The sequence below is a fragment of the Sphingomonas sp. genome, from assembly GCF_039594485.1.
Classification (GTDB): Bacteria; Pseudomonadota; Alphaproteobacteria; order Sphingomonadales; family Sphingomonadaceae; genus Sphingomonas.
This window is the reverse complement of record NZ_JBCNNI010000026.1, coordinates 40,935-57,034: the sequence shown is the minus strand read 5'-3', so window position 1 is coordinate 57,034 and position 16,100 is coordinate 40,935. Positions and strand designations below refer to the sequence as shown.

Here is a 16,100-nt window from a genome sequence, read left to right as displayed (position 1 = left end):
CCGGAGGGTCCCGCGGCAGAGGTGGTTGCCAGCGTGGCGTCGCTGGTGGTGTATGCCATAAACGACAACGCCGCCCGTGAGGGCGGCGTGTCGAGTTCTATAGCGATGGTTGCGGGGGCAGGATTTGGCCGCTGTAGAACGCGCATTCGGATTTTTGGCGTCGACTGGTTCTGCCCATGACCTAGCAAAGCCCGGATCAGCTGCGGATTAGCAGATCGCACGTTCGCCGACGACCTTAAGGCCATAGCCCTCCAGCGCAACCAGCGTGTGATGACTGTTGGTCAGCAGCACGATGTCCTCCGCGCCGAGTTTGGTGAGGATCATCGCGCCGACACCGTAATCACGTAATTCCTCCATGTCGGGGATCGGCGCGCCGCTGCGCGCATGGATCGCCAGCGTTAGGCCGTCGGAGCGGGGCCGATCGATCACGACGACGACCCCTGCCCCCTCCTCCGCGATGATCCGCATGGACTTGGCGAGCAGTCCGGCGCGTGGTCCGGTTTCGCCGAACATGTCGGTGAAGGGCGACAGCGAATGCATCCGCACCAAGGTCGGCTTGTCGGGCCGGATTTCGCCCTTGACCAGCGCGACCTGCTCGCTGCCCGTTGCCTTGTTCCAGAAGGTCATGGCGCGCCACTCGCCGCCCCATTCGCTTTCGAACACCGTCTCCGCGTGCTTTTCGACCAGATGATCGTGACGGCGGCGATAGGCGATCAGGTCGCGGATCGTGCCGATCTTCATATTGTGGAGCTGCGCGAAGGAGACGAGGTCGTCCATCCGCGCCATCGTCCCGTCCTCGTTCATGATCTCGCAGATCACGCCCGAGGGGTTCAGCCCGGCAAGGCGCGACACGTCGACGGCCGCCTCGGTATGCCCCGCCCGCACCAGCACGCCGCCTTCGCGCGCGACCAGCGGAAAGACATGGCCCGGCGTGACGATCGAGGCCGCGTCATGGTTCGCATCGATCGCCACCGCGATGGTCCGCGCGCGGTCGGCGGCCGAGATGCCGGTGGTGACGCCGTCGCGCGCCTCGATCGAGACGGTGAAAGCTGTTTCGTGGCGGGTGCCGTTGGTCTTGGTCATCGGCCCGATACCCAGCTGCTCGACCCGCGCCCTAGTCATCGCCAGGCAGACCAGCCCGCGCCCGTGCCGCGCCATGAAGTTGATCGCGTCGGGCGTCGCCATCTGCGCCGGGATGACCAGATCGCCCTCATTCTCCCGGTCCTCGTCATCGACCAGAATGAACATCCGGCCGTTGCGGGCCTCGTCGATGACCTCTTCCGGGGTGGAGAGAAAGGCGTGGCGGACGCGCGACAGTTCACATGTTTCCATGGACCTACTCCTTGACCAAAACGGGGGACACGGGGCGAAGCATCTCGAACGTATCGCTCTGGCGGCCATACCAGCCCGCCCCGTGCAGGCGGGAAATCAGGTTCATCGCGGCAATGTCGAAGTGCAGCCGCGTGGCATCGGAGACGAAGGCGTCGGCGATATGGGCGTGGACGATCTCCGCCAGCGCCGCGAACTGGTTCGCGCCGGTTTCGATGAGGTGGCGCGTCTCGCACTCGAACGCGACAGGCGCGCTGGCGATGCGCGGCGCACCGACCGCGGCGCCGGGCACCATGTCGAGACCCAGCAGCGCGCCTTCATCGACGCCCGCCGGATGGTCGATGCTGGTGTGGTTCATGCGTTCGGCATGGGCTTCGTCGACCAGATGGACGATGAATTCGCCCGTTTCGCGGATATTGGCGGCGGTATCCTTCACACCCTTGGCCGGATGCGACACCAGCCCCAGCACGATCATCGGCGGGTCGTTCCCGATGGCGTTGAAGAAGCTGTAAGGCGCGAGGTTGGGCACGCCCCCGGCCGATACGCTGGACACCCAGGCGATCGGCCGGGGCGTGATGCAGGCCCCAATGATCTTGTACCGGCTCGCCGCATCCAGTGTCCGCATGTCGACCTGCATCGGGGCCGCTCCCCTCAGTAACGACCGCTCAGCAGCGCACCCGCATCGGGCACGCGCCGCTCCAGCTCCAGCCGGTCGAGCATCTGGTGCGTCGTGCACACCGCCGCCGAGACAACCGGAATGCCGATCGCATCCTCCAGCCGCTGGATGATCGGCAGCGAGGGCATCTGGACACAGGCCGAGGCGACGAACGCATCCACGCCGGTCCGGTCGACGCGCTTGTAGATTTCCAGCAGCCGTTCGGGATCGTGCCGCCCGACCTCCAGATTGTCGGGGATTTCCAACGCGGTGAAGTCGTGGACCGTGATCCCCTCATGCTCGATATAATCGACCACCAGCTGGGTGAGCGGCTTCATATAGGGGCAGATGACCGAGATCTTCTTGGCGCCCATCCGCTTCAACCCGTCGACCAGCGCGCCTGCGCTCGTCACGACGGGCGCGGCGGCGTTGTTCTCGACCGTCCGGGCATGGAGCCTTGCTTCGGACTCGCGGTGATAGCCCTTGCCCATGCTCATGATCGCGACGAGGCAGGCATAACCAAGCACGTCGACCCGCGCATCGGACAATTCGGTGGCGCAGCGATCGCTGTCGCGGTCCATCGCCTCCAGCTCTTCCTTGACCACCTTCTTCATCCGCATCCGGCTGGAGTGGAAGGTGAAGCGTTCGGGCAAAATCCCCTCGCGCGTGCGGAGCATGGCGGGGATTTCGGTTTCCATGGTGGTGTTGGACGACGGCACGATCTGGCCGATGCGATAGCTGCGGGCGGTCATGGTGATCCTCTCAGACGTTTTTCGTTCAAGATTGGGCGTCGGCGCTCGGCTCGGGCTCGGCGGCGGGCGCGGGGCCCGTGTCGATCCGCACCGGCTGTTGCGGTACGGCGTTCACGCGCAGGTCGAACACGTCGAAGCGGTTATAATGGCCGATGATGTCGTGCATCTGCTTGGGCTGGATGCAGCGCGACAGGTCGATCTCGGCATAGACGATGCCCTCCTCGTCGATCAGCGGCTGGCCGACCACGCGCCCATCGGGGCCGAGGATGCCGGAAAAGGCGCTGTTCTTCCGCTCCAGCCGCGCGCGGGCGTCGGGGACCAACGTCTCCATCGCGGCGATGATCTCCCCCGACACGGTCGAGCAGGAGACGATGGTGAACAGCTTGCCCTCGAAACAATGCGCGGCGGCGCGCACCTTGATCGCCTCGGCCATATCGTAATCGGCGGGTGCGACGGGCAGCGCGATATAGCTGGCGACATGGACCAGTTCGCCCTGCGCCAGCAGGCTGAACCGCGCGAGCGTGTTGGTGTTCTCGCCGCACGCCAGGCCACCCAGCGGCCCGATCGCGGTGTGATAGACCTTCAGCGTCGACCCGTCGCCATGCGCCCAGGTCAGCTTCTCCGCCCAGGTCGGCACCAGCTTGCGATGCTTGCCCAGGATCGTGCCGTCGGGGCCGATAAAGACCAGCGTGTTGTAGAGCGTGCCAAGCGACACCGGGCTGCGTTCATTGACTCCGATGACGACATGCACCCCCCCCTCGCGCGCGGCGGTGCAGATCCGGTCGATCTCCGGCCCCGGTATCAGGATCGAGGCACGGGCCAGCTTTTCGAACCACGGGCTGCCCGACACCGGATCGGCGATCCAGCTCCAATAGGGATAGCCCGCGACGAACACTTCCGGAAAGGCGACCAGTTCGGCGCCGTTCGCCGCTGCCTCGCGAATCAGGCTGGCGGCCTTGTCCACCGTCGCGGCGGGATCGAGGAAAACGGGGGCGGTCTGGATCGCGGCGGCCTTGAAACGGGGCAGGTTCAGCATGGTGCTCCCTCACGGCATTCATTGCATTTGCAAGTTTTCTTTAACCCCGATTGACAGGGATTGGCAAGATATTTTAAGCCTGAACTAATTCGACGCGACAAGGAGATCGAACATGTCGACGGAGAGCTTTGACGCCTATCGCGAGGATGTCGCCGGGCGGGCCAATGTCAGCGACACGGCCGAGCTGGTGGACTTCTACCGTGATCTCGAAGACCAGCACGCGGGCGCATTGTGGACGGTCGCCAACAAGATTGAACCGTGGGAGCCCAAGTCGCAGTCGGTGCCGGTCGTCTGGCACTATGACCGCCTGCGCGACCATGTGCTGCGCGCGCTCGATCTCGTCAGCCCGGAAAAGGCCGGGCGCCGCGTCGTCTATCTCGCCAATCCGGGACGTCGCGACGTGTCGGCGGCGGTCGGCTGGCTCTACACCGGCCTTCAGGTGATGGGTCCGGGCGAGGTCGCCTCGGCGCATCGCCACTCCGCGTCGGCATTGCGCTTCATCATGGAGGGGTCGGGCGCGTTCACGAACGTCGATGGGCACAAGATGACGCTGGGCCGCAACGACTTCGTGCTGACCCCCAACGGCACCTGGCACGAGCATGGCGTGTCGGAGGACGGCTCGGTCTGTATCTGGCAGGACGGGCTGGACATCCCGCTGATGAACGCGCTGGAGGCCAATTTCTACGAGGTCCATCCCGATCTCAACCAGGCGGTCGGCTATGCGGTCGACGATTCCACCGCGACCTGGGGCAATGCCGCGCTGCTGCCGGCCGGGGAAAGCTGGTCGAAGCGTTACTCGCCGCTGCTGAAATATGAGTGGGAGCCGACCTATGAGGCGCTGCTCCGCTATGCCCGCGCCAGCGACGGGTCGCCCTTCGACGGTATCCACATGAACTATGTGAACCCGTTCAACGGCGGCCCGCCCATGTCGACGATCGGCGCGTCGATGCAGCTTCTGCGTCCCGGCGAGCATACCAAGGCGCATCGCGAGGTCGGCAGCTTCGTCTATCAATGCGCCAAGGGCTCGGGCCACTCGATCATCGGCGGCAAACGCTTCGACTGGAAGGAGCGCGACATCTTCGTCGTGCCATCCTGGATGTGGCACGAGCATGTCAACGGATCGGCCAGCGACGACGCCTGCCTGTTCTCGTTCCACGATCTGCCCGCGATGCGCGCGCTCAATCTCTATCGATCGGAAGCCTTTGCCGACAATGGCGGGCACCAGCCGGTCCTGTCCTGATCCCCCTATTTTCAGAAAGGAATGCCATGCGTCTCGTTACCTATCGCGTCGATGTCGAAGCCGAAGGCCGCTTGGGCGTTCTGGTCGATGGCCTGGTCATCGACGTCGCCAAGCTTGGCGCGCGCGCCGGTGTGCCGTTGCCGTCGCGGATGCTCGACTTCATCGATCTGGGGCCGGTCGCGGTCGCGGAGCTGAAGCTGCTGCTCGACGAGGCCAAGGGCCGCTGGCCGGTCGATGGCGCGCGTCCTCTCGCCAGCGTGAAATTGCTCGCGCCGATCCCGCGCCCGCGCAAGAACGTCTTCGGCATCGGCCTCAATTATATCGATCACGTCGCCGAGAGCGCCGCCGCGCTCGATACCTCGGCCGATCTCCCAAAGAAGCCGGTGATCTTCTCCAAGCCGCCGACCAGCGTCATCGCGCCCGGCGAGCCGATCGTCCACCGCGCCGACATCACCCAGCAGCTCGACTGGGAAATCGAACTGGGCGCGATCATCGGCACCACCGCCAGGCGCGTGGCGCGCGAAGAGGCACTGAATTACGTCTTCGGCTACACCACGCTGATCGACATGAGCGCGCGCGATTGTCGCCGGGCGGGCCAGTGGATTTATTCCAAGGGGCAGGACAGCTATTGCCCCATGGGCCCGTGCATCGTGACGGCCGATGAAATTCCCGACCCGCAGACGCTCGACCTTTGGCTGACCGTCAACGGCGTCGAGAAGCAGCGCAACAACACCAGCCACATGCTGTTCAAGGTCGATGAACTGATCGCCGACATCAGCCAGGGCATCACGCTGGAGCCCGGTGACATCATCGCGACCGGCACCCCCGAAGGCGTCGGCGCAGGCCGCTCGCCGCAGGAATGGGTGTGGCCGGGCGACGTGATCGAGGGTGAAGTGGTCGGCATCGGCAAGCTGCGCCACTCGATCGTCGCGGGGTAAAGCCAAACCGACCTTCACGGCCCCCGCCCCGGCTCAATCCGGTTCGGGGGCCGTTCCACGTTGATGCGTGGCCGCAACTCGCGCCGCCTGTTCATACATGCCCGACAACAGGTTCAGCATCTGCGCGGCCTCTTGCATCCGCTGGTCCACGCCCGTGACGACTTGTGTCGATTCCACCAGCAGCCGCTGGCGCAATTCCGCATAGCGGTCAGTCAGTTCCGTCCCCAGTGGCGTAAGCACATAGACCGCATTTCCACGCCCCCCGCCCTGTCGAATCAACCCCAGCCTTGCCAGTTTGCGCAGCGCATATTGGATGTTCGGCACGTCGTCCCGGTTCGCCAGCCGCAGCAAATCCTTGAGCGGCTTGGGCCTTTCGTGCAGCCGGACCAGGTGGAGCAGCGCATTCTCCACGCCCGATAGCGATAGCCCGCTGACGGCCGCAAAACACTCCCCCTGCCAGCGATCGAACGACTCGCGTACCCGCATCAGCGCGAACTCCAGTTCGGTCAGATTCACCTCATGCTCGGTCGTCGCCAGATGCCAGCGCCGATCGAACGCTTCGCCAGCAACCCTCTGTTTTTGCGTCGATTCTACCATCAGGCCGCCTCCTTCAAATTTATTATAGACTTCAAATGATTTCCTGAACATCATGATCCACGCTTGAATTTCAAACGTGATTTCTCGAAGCGAAGGAGAGGACCATGACGCGATCCATGACGCGTGCCAACCATTTCAAACTGGGCACGTTCGCAACCAACTGCTCGGGCGGCATGTCGGTGACGACCGTGCCCGAACGGTGGGAGGCATCGTGGGAAAACAACCTGCGGCTGGCCGGAATGCTCGATGCGGCGGGGATCGACTTCATGCTGCCGATCGCGCGCTGGGTCGGTTATGGTGGCAAGACCGACTTTCATGGCTCGGTGCTGGAAACCATGACCTGGGCCGCCGCCCTGCTCGCCGCGACCCGGAACATCAACATCTTCGCGACCGTGCATACCGTGGTCAATCACCCGGTCGTCGTCGCCAAGCAGATCGCGACCATCGATCGGATCGGTGGCGGCCGTGCGGGCCTTAATATCGTCGCGGGGTGGAACGAGCCCGAATATCGCGCCCTCGGCCTGACGCTGCCCGACAATCACGAGACGCGATACGGCTATGCGCAGGAGTGGTTCGACATCGTCGAGGCGCTATGGACGCGCGAAGAACGGTTCGACTGGAAGGGGCAGTTCTTCAATCTCGAACAGGTGCACAGCGATCCCAAGCCGCTGCCCGGACGTCCGCCCATCATCAACGCCGCCGGGTCCGCACAGGGACGCGACTTCGCGGTGCGCAATGCCGACTTCCTCTTCACCCCGGCCATAGACCTGGCGCGCTCGATCGGGGAAATCGCGCAGTTGCACCAGGCGGCGGACGCCATCGGGCGCAAGGTCGACGTCATGACGTTTTCCCATGTCGTCTGCCGCCCGACCGAACGCGAGGCCAAGGACTATGTCGCCCATTTCACCGGCGATGCGATCGACCACGCCGCCGTCGACAATCTCGTCCGGCTGCAATTCGCCCATGCCCAGTCCTTCCCGCACGACCTTCTGGCGCTGATCCGTGACCGCATGGCGATGGGGCATGGCGGGATGCCGCTGATCGGTATGCCCGAACAGGTTGCAGAGGGCATCATCGGGTTGCACAAGGCGGGCTTTGGCGGCTCGACCTTGTCCTTCGTCGATTATGCCGAGGAGTTTCCCTATTTCAGGGACGCTGTCCTGCCGCTTCTGGAGCAGGCGGGTATTCGTCAACCGATCGGCTGACGGACCATGAGCGGAAGCCGCTGGCGGCTTCTGCTCTCCCTTGGTCAGGCCGCAACGCTCAGCGCCTGCGGGCGCATATCGGCGGGCCACTCGGCCGAGCGGCCTTCTTTCAAATTCATGCAGACCAGCACCACGGTCGCGCGGAAGCGCAGTTCGCCGCCGCATTCCACCTGCACCGACATTTCCGCCGAGCTGCGCCCGACCCGCACCGGCGCGATCAGGAAGTCGAGCATGTCACCCAACCGGCTGGGCATGGCAAAGTCGGCCTCCAGCCGGACGGTGGGCACGCCCAGACCCCGCTCGCCATGCATCTCGGCGAAATCGACGCCGACGGCATGGGCGAAATAATCCTCCATCGCCGCGTTCAGCATCTCGAAATAGCGCGGATAGAAGACGATGCCCGCGCCATCGACATGGGCGAACCGGACCTGTTGGGTCGAACGGAATGTCATTCGCTTTCCTCTCCTTCGGACCCCAGCGACCGTTTCAGGATCGCCAGAAGGTCATAGAGTTCGGCCATCTGCGCATCGGGCACGCGGTCGAACATCGCCCCGATCCAGCCGTGATGCGCGGCGGCCAGTTCCTCGAAATGCGCCCGCCCTTGCGGCGTCAGCGCCACGATATAGCGACGGCGATCCTCGGGCGCGGGCTGGCTGGAGACATGGCCATCGGATTCCAGCTGGCGAACCAGTGCGGTGACGTTACCGTTGGACACGAGGAGCGAGCGGGACAGCTCGCCCATGGTGACGCCCTCATGATGCCGCTCCAGCGCCGCCAACACGTCGAAGCGCGGCAGGGTCGTGTCGAACTGCTCGATGAAGCGGCGACGCAGCCGCTTCTCGATCGTCATCGAACAACTCAGCAGGCGCAGCAGGACCTTGATGTCCAGCCGATTGCCCAGGGCCCCGTCATGCTTTTCGCGAATGCGATCCGTCAAAATCACTGTCTCCATAGGCGCCGTCACGCCGTCTCGGAATGGCGTTGGACGTTGCGCATAAGCTGTGCCTGGCCAAGGGCATAGGCCGAAGGTACCGACATCTTGTGCCCGGCCGCCGCCGCCGCATGGAGCGTCCAGTTGGGATCGGCCAGATGCGGGCGGCCCAGCGCCACCAGATCGGCACGCCCCGCTGCCAATATGCCATTGACGTGATCCGCCTCGTATATGTTGCCGACCGCCATGGTCGGGCAGTCCAGCTCATTGCGGATACGATCGGAGAAGGGCGTCTGGAACATGCGACCATAAACGGGTCGCGCATCGGGCGCGGTTTCGCCCGCCGATACGTCGATCAGGTCGGCGCCCGCCTCGCGCAGCGCCGCGGCGATCTCCACTGCCTCGGCCGGGGTCACGCCCGCCTCGCCCGCCCAGTCATGGGCGGAGATACGCACGGCCAGCGGTCGGTCTTCGCCCCACGCCGCACGCACCGCGCACACCACTTCCAGCGGAAAGCGCAGACGGTTTTCCAGGCTGCCGCCATAGTCGTCGGCCCGCTCGTTCATCAGCGGGGTGATGAACGACGACAAAAGGAAGCCGTGCCCGGCCTGAATCTCGATCATGTCGAACCCGGCCTCGGCGGCGCGCACGGCGGCGGCGACGAAATCCTCGCGCACCCGGTCCATATCGGCGCGGGTCATGGCGGAGGGACGCTGGCTTTCCGCCAGATAAGGCTTGTCAGACGCGGCGAGCAACGGCCAGCCGCCTTCGGGCAGCGGCCGATCCGGCTGGACCGATCCCGGCAGCGTCGCGCCGCGCGGGCCCGCGTGGCCGAGCTGAATGCACAATTTCCCGGAGCCTTGCGCATGAGCAAAGTCGGTGATCCGCCGCCACGCCGCCGTCTGCTCGTCATTCCACAGGCCAGGGCAGGACGGCGTGATCCGCCCCTCGGGCGACACGGCGGTCATCTCGGTCACGATCAGCCCCGCCCCGCCCATAGCGCGTGCGCCGTAATGGACCAGGTGGAAGTCGCCCGGAACCCCATCAGGCCCGGCGGCATAGGTCAGCACCGGCGACACCACGACGCGGTTCGGCAGGGTCAGCTCGCGCAGGCGATAGGGTGCGAACATTGGCGGCACCGCTTCGTTGCCCCCGGCACGGGCGGCGAACCATTGCTCGATGCTGCTCAGCCATGCGGGATCGCGCAGGCGGAGGTTCTCATGGCTCACCCGCTGCGACCGGGTGAGCAGCGAATAGGCGAACTGCTTCGGGTCGAAGTCGAGATAGCGGTCGAGCGTCTCGAACCATTCGGTCGAGTTACGCGCCGAATTCTGGATCTTCAGCACCTCGACATGGCGTTCGTTGCGATACTCGGCGAGCGCGACGGCCATGCCGGCGCGGTCCTGCGCGACATGGTCGCGGCTCATCACCTCGGCCAGCTTGATAGCATCCTCCAACGCCAGCTTGGTGCCCGAGCCAATCGAGAAATGCGCGGTGTGCGCGGCGTCGCCCAGCAGCACGACATTATCGAACGACCACTCCCCGCACAGGATACGCCGAAAATTGATCCATGCGCCCGAACCGCGCTGATGCGTCGCATTGGTCAGCAGCGGCTCGCCGTTCAGGTGGCGCGCGAAGATGCGCTCGCACGCCGCGATCGCATCGGCCTGTTCCATCGTGTCGAAGCCCAGGCCCCTCCAGGTCGCCTCCGAACATTCGACGATGAAGGTCGAGCGCGTTTCGTCAAACCGGTACGCATGCGCCCAGATCCAACCCACCTCGGTCTTTTCGAAGATGAAGGCGAAGGCGTCGAACAGGCGCGGCGTGCCAAGCCAGATGAACTTGTTGGCGCGGGTGTCGATATCGACGTCGAACTTGTCCTCATTGGCGGTGCGGACCCGGCTGTTGATGCCGTCCGCCGCGACGATCAGGTCGTAATCGGCCCATTTCGTCAGGTCGGCGTCGAAGTCGGTCTCGAACTGCAACCGCACGCCCAGCTCGCGCGCCCGGTCCTGCAGGATGTTGAGCAGCCGCTTGCGCCCGATGCCGATAAAGCCGTGCCCGCCGGAGCGTTCGACATGGTCGCCCACGACCACCTCGATATCGTCCCAATGCGCGAATTCCGACTCGATCGTCGCGGCGCTGACCGGATCGTTGGCGCGCAAATTGGTCAGCGTCTGGTCCGAAAACACCACGCCCCAGCCAAAGGTATCCCCGGCCTTGTTGCGCTCCACGACCAGCACGTCATGCGACGGATCGCGCAGCTTCATCGAGATCGCGAAGTAGAGCCCGGCAGGCCCGCCACCCAGACAAACGACACGCATCGGCATCTCCTCTATTTGTTTTAGACTTAAAATATATGGACCCGCCAATCAAGGGGTTTCGGGCGATCAGCCCTCCAGATTGCGATAGACGCGGTCGAGCAGGGTCAGCAGCCGGTCGAAGTCGCGCGCGGAAAGTCCCGTGATTACCTGCTGATAGATGGGCGACGTGGCGTGGCGCGCCTCGGCCAGTTTCGATTCGCCGGTGGCCGTGAGTGCAACCATGGTGACGCGTGCATCGTCCGCGCTGGGGGTCAGCGTGACGAGGTCGGCGGCGGCCATGCGCTGGACGATGCGGGTCATGGTGGACAGCGGAATCACCGCCGCCTCCGCGATGTCGCGCACCCCGCGCGGGGCGTGTTCGCCCAGGATCATCAGCACGCGCCAGTTGGGAATGTCGAGGCCGATGGCCCGCAGGCGCGGCTCGATCGTCGCATTGTAGCGACTCGCCAGCCGGTTGATGAGGAAGAAGGGATAACGCTCGACCTGGAACGCGGCCGTTCCGGGGTCGCCCTGACGACGATGGTCCAATTCGATAGCTCCCAATTCCCCAGGGCCTTATCCCCTGCCCCGGCGGCTCGCAACCGGGGCCGAAAGAATTTAGTTGCATATGCACGTTTTATTCGGCAGCTTTCGGTCAAGAAATACAAAATCGGAGAGCGACTATGGCCGAATCCGCCTTGTCTCGTTTCGCGGCCGCCCTGACCGGCGGGTCGATCGAGATCGTCGACCTGACGCAGGAGCTGTCGGAGGACACGCCGGTGCTGATCCTGCCCGAACCATTCGGCCAGACCGCAAGGTTCAGCCGCCAGGAAATCTCGCGCTACGACGAACGCGGTGTCGCCTGGGCGTGGAGCAACTTCACCACCGGCGAGCATACCGGCACCCATTTCGACGCGCCGCTCCACTGGGTGACGGGCAAGGACCTCCCCAACAACAGCGTCGACACGATCGACCCCGCCCATTTCGTCGGCCCGGCGGTCGTGATCGACGCCTCGGCGGAATCGGCGGCGGACCCCGACTTCCTGCTGACCGTCGACGTCATCACGACTTGGGAAGCCACGCATGGTCGCATTCCGGCGAAAAGCTGGGTGCTGCTGCGCACCGACTGGTCGAAGCGCGAGGGCGATGCCTATACCAACCGGCGCGAGGATGGCCCGCACACCCCCGGCCCGGACCCGGACGCGGTACGCTTCCTGATCGAAGAGCGTGACGTGATCGGCTTCGGCGTGGAGACGATCGGCACCGATGCGGGCCAGGCCCATGGCATGACTCCCCCCTACCCGGCGCATACGCTTCTCCACGGCGCGGGTCGCTATGGTCTGCAATGCCTCGCCAATCTCGACCGACTGCCGCCGACCGGCGCGGTGATCGTCGCCGCGCCGCTCAAGATCCGTGGCGGCTCGGGCAGTCCGCTGCGTGTCCTCGCGCTGGTGGAGCGCTGAGCCATGGCCGAACGCTCGTTCAAAAAGGAAGTCGAGAAGCTCCGCCTGGGCGCGGGTGAGGTGTTCGAGGGTGAAGGCATCCTCGCCGTGACCAAGGCGCTGCTCCAGGCCGGGGTCGCCTATGTCGGCGGCTATCAGGGATCGCCGATCAGCCATTTGATGGACGTGTTCGCCGACGCCGATCCGCTGCTGCGCGAACTCGGCGTGCATTTCGAATCCAACGCCAATGAAGCGGCGGCGGGGGCGATGCTGGCGGCGTCGGTCAACTATCCCCTGCGCGGTGCGGTCGCGTGGAAATCGGTGGTCGGCACCAACGTCGCCTCCGACGCCTTGTCCAACCTCGCCAGCGGCGGCGTGACCGGCGGTGCGCTGGTGATCGTCGGCGAGGATTACGGCGAAGGCTCCTCGATCATGCAGGAGCGCACGCATGCGTTCGCCATGAAGAGCCAGATGTGGCTGCTCGACCCGCGCCCCAATCTCCCCACCATCGTCGGCATGGTGGAGAAGGGCTTCGAACTGTCCGAGGCGTCGAACACCCCCGTCATGATCGAGATGCGGGTGCGCAGCTGCCACATGACGGGCAGCTTCGTCGCCAGTGACAATCGCCGGCCGACGATGACGGTCGGACAGGCCGCCTTGAACCCCCGCCGCGCACTCGACCGCATCGTCCTGCCGCCCGCCATCTTCCAGCATGAGATCGAGAAGGTCGAACAGCGCTGGCCCGCCGCGCAGACATTCGTGTGCGAGCAGCGGCTGAACGAATGGTTCGGGCCGGAGCGCGATGATGTCGGCATCATCGTACAAGGCGGCCTCTACAACACGCTCAACCGCGCTCTGGAGCTGGCCGGGCTGTCCGACACGTTCGGTGCGACGCGCATCCCGATCTATTGCCTCAACGTCGTCTATCCCCTGATCCCCCAAGAGGTCGTCGCCTTCTGCGCCGGAAAACGCGCGGTACTGGTGCTGGAAGAAGGTCAGCCCGAGTTTATCGAGCATGAACTCAGCACCCTGCTGCGCCGCGCCGATATCCAGACGAAGCTGGTCGGCAAGGACGTGATGCCGCGCGCGGGCGAATATTCGGGGCAGGTGATCGGCGACGGCCTCGCCAAGTTCCTGCGCGACCACGCCCCCGAGCGCGCGCCCGAACCCCGCGCCGTCGTGCCCGTCCCCGCCGATGTCGCCGCCACCGTGCCGCAACGCCCGGCGGGTTTCTGCACCGGCTGTCCCGAACGCCCGATCTTCGCCGCGATGAAGCTGGTCCAGCGCGAACTAGGCGAGATGCACGTCTCGGCCGATATCGGCTGTCATCTCTTCTCGATCCTGCCGCCGTTCAACATCGGCAACACGACGATGGGTTACGGCCTGGGTGCCGCCGCCGCGTCCGCGTTCAAGCCGGAGGGCAAGCGTGCCCTCGCCGTGATGGGCGATGGCGGCTTCTGGCATAACGGGTTGACGTCGGGCATCGGCAATGCCGTCTTCAACCAGGACGAGACCGTCACGGTCATCGTCGACAATGGCTATTCGGCGGCGACCGGCGGGCAGGACGTGCTGTCCTCGCGCGCGAAGAACGACACCCGCGTCACCAACCACCCGATCGAGAAGGCGGTGCGCGGCATGGGCGTCAAATGGGCGCGCACGCTGACCCGCACCTATGACGTGGCGAAAATGCGCGATCTGATCCGCGAGGCGATGACCAGTCCCGAGAAGGGCCCGAAGGTCATCATCGCCCAGTCGGAATGCATGTTGAACCGCCAGCGCCGCGAAAAGCCACTGCTGGCCAAGGCCGCCAAGGAAGGCCAGCGCGTCGTGCGCGAACGCTTCGGCGTCGACCCCGACACCTGCACCGGCGACCATGCCTGTATCCGCTTGTCGGGCTGTCCTTCGCTCAGCATCCGGGCGAACCCCGATCCGCTGCGCCAGCATCCCGTCACCCATATCGACAATAGTTGCGTCGGCTGCGGCAATTGCGGCGAGGTCGCGCATGCCGCCGTGCTGTGCCCCTCCTTCTGGAAGGCCAGCATCGTCACCAATCCCGGCCGCTGGGAAACATGGCGTCACCGCCTGAGCCAGCGCGTCATCGGCTGGCTGCAACAGCGCCATGGCCGCCACCTTGCCGCGAGGGCTTTCTGATGGAACTGGTTCTTCCCGATCGTGACCGGATCACCATCGCCATCTTGGCGCTGGGCGGCGAAGGCGGCGGCGTGCTCGCCGAGTGGGTACAGCATATCGCGCGCGCCAACGGCTATGTCGCGCAAGGGACGTCGGTCCCGGGCGTCGCGCAGCGCACCGGATCCACCGTCTATTATATCGAACTGGTCCGCACCCGCCCCAGCGGCGGCAACCGCCCCGACCCCGTGCTGGCGATGATGCCGGTGCCGGGCGACGTCGATATCGTCATCGCGTCCGAACTGATGGAGGCGGGCCGCGCCATCCTGCGCGGCTTCGTGACCGAGGATCGCACCACGCTGATCGGCTCGACCCACCGCGTCTATGCCATTTCCGAAAAGGCCGCGCTGGGCGACGGCACCGGCGCCAGCGAACGCATCCTCGCCGCCGCCGAGCGTCGGTCGCGGCGTTTCATCGGCTTCGACATGGCCGCCGCTGCGTCGAAGTCGGGCAGCGTCATCAGCTCGATCATGCTGGGCGCGCTGGCGGGCAGCGAGGCCCTGCCCTTCCCACGCGAGGCGTTCGAGGATGCTATCCGCCACGGCGGCAAGGCGGTCGAGACCAATTTGAAGGGCTTCGGCCTGGGCTTCGACTCCGCGCAGAAGGGTGAAGCCGCGAAGGATGCGCCCGCCGGGCCGCCGGTGCCGACCACCGCCGCCGGGCGCGCGTTGGCCGCGCGGATCGCGAACACCCTGCCCGCTCCCGCCCAGGCCACCGCGACCGAGGGCGTTCGCAAGCTGATGGATTATCAGGACGCCGATTATGCGGGCGACTATCTCGACCGGCTGGCGGCGTTCGTGCCGCTCGACGGGCCGGACGGCGCGCTGACCGAGGTGGCGGCGCGGCATCTGGCGCTCTGGATGGCCTATGAGGATACGATCCGCGTCGCCGACCTGAAGGTCCGCGCCAGCCGCAGCGAGCGGGTGACGCGCGAGGTGCGCGCCAAGGACGACCAGTTGCTCAGCGTCACCGAATATATGCATCCGCGCTTGCAGGAGGTGTGCGAGACGTTGCCTGCCGGGTTGGGACGCTTCATCCTGCACCGCGACTGGCTGCGGCGGCGGCTGGAGCCGTTCTTCACCAAGGGCCGCCATGTGCGGACGACCGGGCTGCGCTGGTTCCTGATGCTGCGCCTGCTGGCGGGGATGCGCGGCATGCGCCGCCGGAGCTTGCGCTATATCGAGGAGCAGGCGCGGATCGCCGCCTGGCTCGACCTCGCCCTGCAGGCCGCGCGCACCGATCGCGCCGCCGCCATCGAAATCCTGCGCTGCCAGAACCTCATCAAGGGCTATTCGGACACGTTCGAGCGGGGATTGGCGCATTTCCAGATGGTGATGGCCGCCGTTCCGGCCGCACTGCGCGGGCCGAATGCGGCGGCGCGGATCGCCGCGCTCCACGATGCGGCGCTGTCCGACGAAAAGGGCGAGGCGCTGGGCTGCGTGCTGGCGGCGACCGGATAATCCAGCAGCCAGCGAACAGGCCCGG

General features: G+C 65.5%; 16 protein-coding genes. 7 read left to right on the top strand and 9 right to left on the bottom strand.

Features of this window, described 5'->3' with window-relative positions; all coding sequences use genetic code 11:
* Positions 1-180 (top strand): hypothetical protein (locus ABDV78_RS13465; protein ID WP_343527899.1); only part of this gene is annotated, 180 nt, incomplete at its 5' end.
* 27 nt (positions 181-207) lie between these two features.
* Here ABDV78_RS13465 and ribB read toward each other — a convergent pair.
* Genes ribB through ABDV78_RS13445 form a run of 4 tightly spaced genes read right to left on the bottom strand, consistent with a single transcriptional unit; the run spans position 208 to position 3,772 of the window.
* Positions 208-1,332: a 3,4-dihydroxy-2-butanone-4-phosphate synthase gene (gene ribB / locus ABDV78_RS13460; protein ID WP_343527898.1), complete on the bottom strand. Its 1,125-nt coding sequence runs from the start codon at positions 1,330-1,332 to the stop codon at positions 208-210.
* A gap of 4 nt (positions 1,333-1,336) precedes the next feature.
* Positions 1,337-1,966: a flavin reductase family protein gene (locus tag ABDV78_RS13455; protein WP_343527897.1), complete on the bottom strand. Its 630-nt coding sequence runs from the start codon at positions 1,964-1,966 to the stop codon at positions 1,337-1,339.
* 14 nt (positions 1,967-1,980) lie between these two features.
* Positions 1,981-2,736, bottom strand: a complete 756-nt coding sequence (locus ABDV78_RS13450) for an Asp/Glu racemase (protein WP_343527896.1) — start codon at positions 2,734-2,736, stop codon at positions 1,981-1,983.
* Between the two features lie 25 nt (positions 2,737-2,761).
* The gene (locus ABDV78_RS13445; protein WP_343527895.1) at positions 2,762-3,772 is read right to left on the bottom strand and encodes a carbon-nitrogen hydrolase family protein; all 1,011 of its coding nucleotides are present in this window, start codon (positions 3,770-3,772) and stop codon (positions 2,762-2,764) included.
* Positions 3,773-3,884: 112 nt separating this feature from the next.
* Between ABDV78_RS13445 and ABDV78_RS13440 the strand changes: the two genes are divergently transcribed.
* A complete protein-coding gene (locus tag ABDV78_RS13440) occupies positions 3,885-5,012 on the top strand; it encodes a cupin domain-containing protein (RefSeq protein ID WP_076715533.1) in 1,128 nt (375 codons plus the stop codon).
* 26 nt (positions 5,013-5,038) lie between these two features.
* Positions 5,039-5,950 carry a fumarylacetoacetate hydrolase family protein gene (locus ABDV78_RS13435; protein WP_343527893.1) on the top strand — a complete coding sequence of 304 codons (912 nt, stop codon included), beginning with the start codon at positions 5,039-5,041 and terminating at the stop codon, positions 5,948-5,950.
* Positions 5,951-5,983: 33 nt separating this feature from the next.
* Here the strand turns inward: ABDV78_RS13435 and ABDV78_RS13430 are convergent, their stop codons facing one another.
* Positions 5,984-6,601: a winged helix DNA-binding protein gene (locus ABDV78_RS13430; RefSeq protein ID WP_343527892.1), complete on the bottom strand. Its 618-nt coding sequence runs from the start codon at positions 6,599-6,601 to the stop codon at positions 5,984-5,986.
* Positions 6,602-6,651: 50 nt separating this feature from the next.
* Here ABDV78_RS13430 and ABDV78_RS13425 point away from each other — a divergent pair, with 50 nt between their 5' ends.
* Entirely contained in the window at positions 6,652-7,752 is a 1,101-nt protein-coding gene (locus tag ABDV78_RS13425) for an LLM class flavin-dependent oxidoreductase (RefSeq protein WP_343527891.1), read from the top strand.
* A gap of 44 nt (positions 7,753-7,796) precedes the next feature.
* Here the strand turns inward: ABDV78_RS13425 and ABDV78_RS13420 are convergent, their stop codons facing one another.
* The 4 genes from ABDV78_RS13420 to ABDV78_RS13405 form a co-directional block, all read right to left on the bottom strand.
* Positions 7,797-8,204 (bottom strand): thioesterase family protein, encoded by a 408-nt coding sequence (locus ABDV78_RS13420; protein WP_343527890.1) that lies wholly within the window; start codon positions 8,202-8,204, stop codon positions 7,797-7,799.
* Positions 8,201-8,695, bottom strand: coding sequence for a MarR family transcriptional regulator (locus tag ABDV78_RS13415; protein ID WP_343527889.1), 495 nt, complete (start codon positions 8,693-8,695; stop codon positions 8,201-8,203). The genes ABDV78_RS13420 and ABDV78_RS13415 overlap by 4 nt, the downstream gene beginning before the upstream one ends.
* Before the next feature lie 17 nt (positions 8,696-8,712).
* Entirely contained in the window at positions 8,713-11,007 is a 2,295-nt protein-coding gene (locus ABDV78_RS13410) for a bifunctional salicylyl-CoA 5-hydroxylase/oxidoreductase (RefSeq protein WP_343527888.1), read from the bottom strand.
* 66 nt (positions 11,008-11,073) lie between these two features.
* On the bottom strand, positions 11,074-11,535 hold the full coding sequence (locus ABDV78_RS13405; RefSeq protein ID WP_343527887.1) for a MarR family winged helix-turn-helix transcriptional regulator: 462 nt from the start codon (positions 11,533-11,535) through the stop codon (positions 11,074-11,076).
* Between the two features lie 134 nt (positions 11,536-11,669).
* Here ABDV78_RS13405 and ABDV78_RS13400 point away from each other — a divergent pair, with 134 nt between their 5' ends.
* The 3 genes from ABDV78_RS13400 to ABDV78_RS13390 are packed head-to-tail and all read left to right on the top strand — an operon-like array spanning position 11,670 to position 16,075.
* Positions 11,670-12,449, top strand: a complete 780-nt coding sequence (locus ABDV78_RS13400; RefSeq protein ID WP_343527886.1) for a cyclase family protein — start codon at positions 11,670-11,672, stop codon at positions 12,447-12,449.
* A gap of 3 nt (positions 12,450-12,452) precedes the next feature.
* Complete coding sequence (locus tag ABDV78_RS13395; protein WP_343527884.1) at positions 12,453-14,579, top strand: indolepyruvate ferredoxin oxidoreductase subunit alpha; 2,127 nt, start codon at positions 12,453-12,455, stop codon at positions 14,577-14,579.
* The gene (locus ABDV78_RS13390) at positions 14,579-16,075 is read left to right on the top strand and encodes an indolepyruvate oxidoreductase subunit beta family protein (RefSeq protein ID WP_343527883.1); all 1,497 of its coding nucleotides are present in this window, start codon (positions 14,579-14,581) and stop codon (positions 16,073-16,075) included. Before ABDV78_RS13395 ends, ABDV78_RS13390 begins: the two co-directional genes overlap by 1 nt.
* The last annotated feature ends 25 nt before the right edge of the window (positions 16,076-16,100 follow it).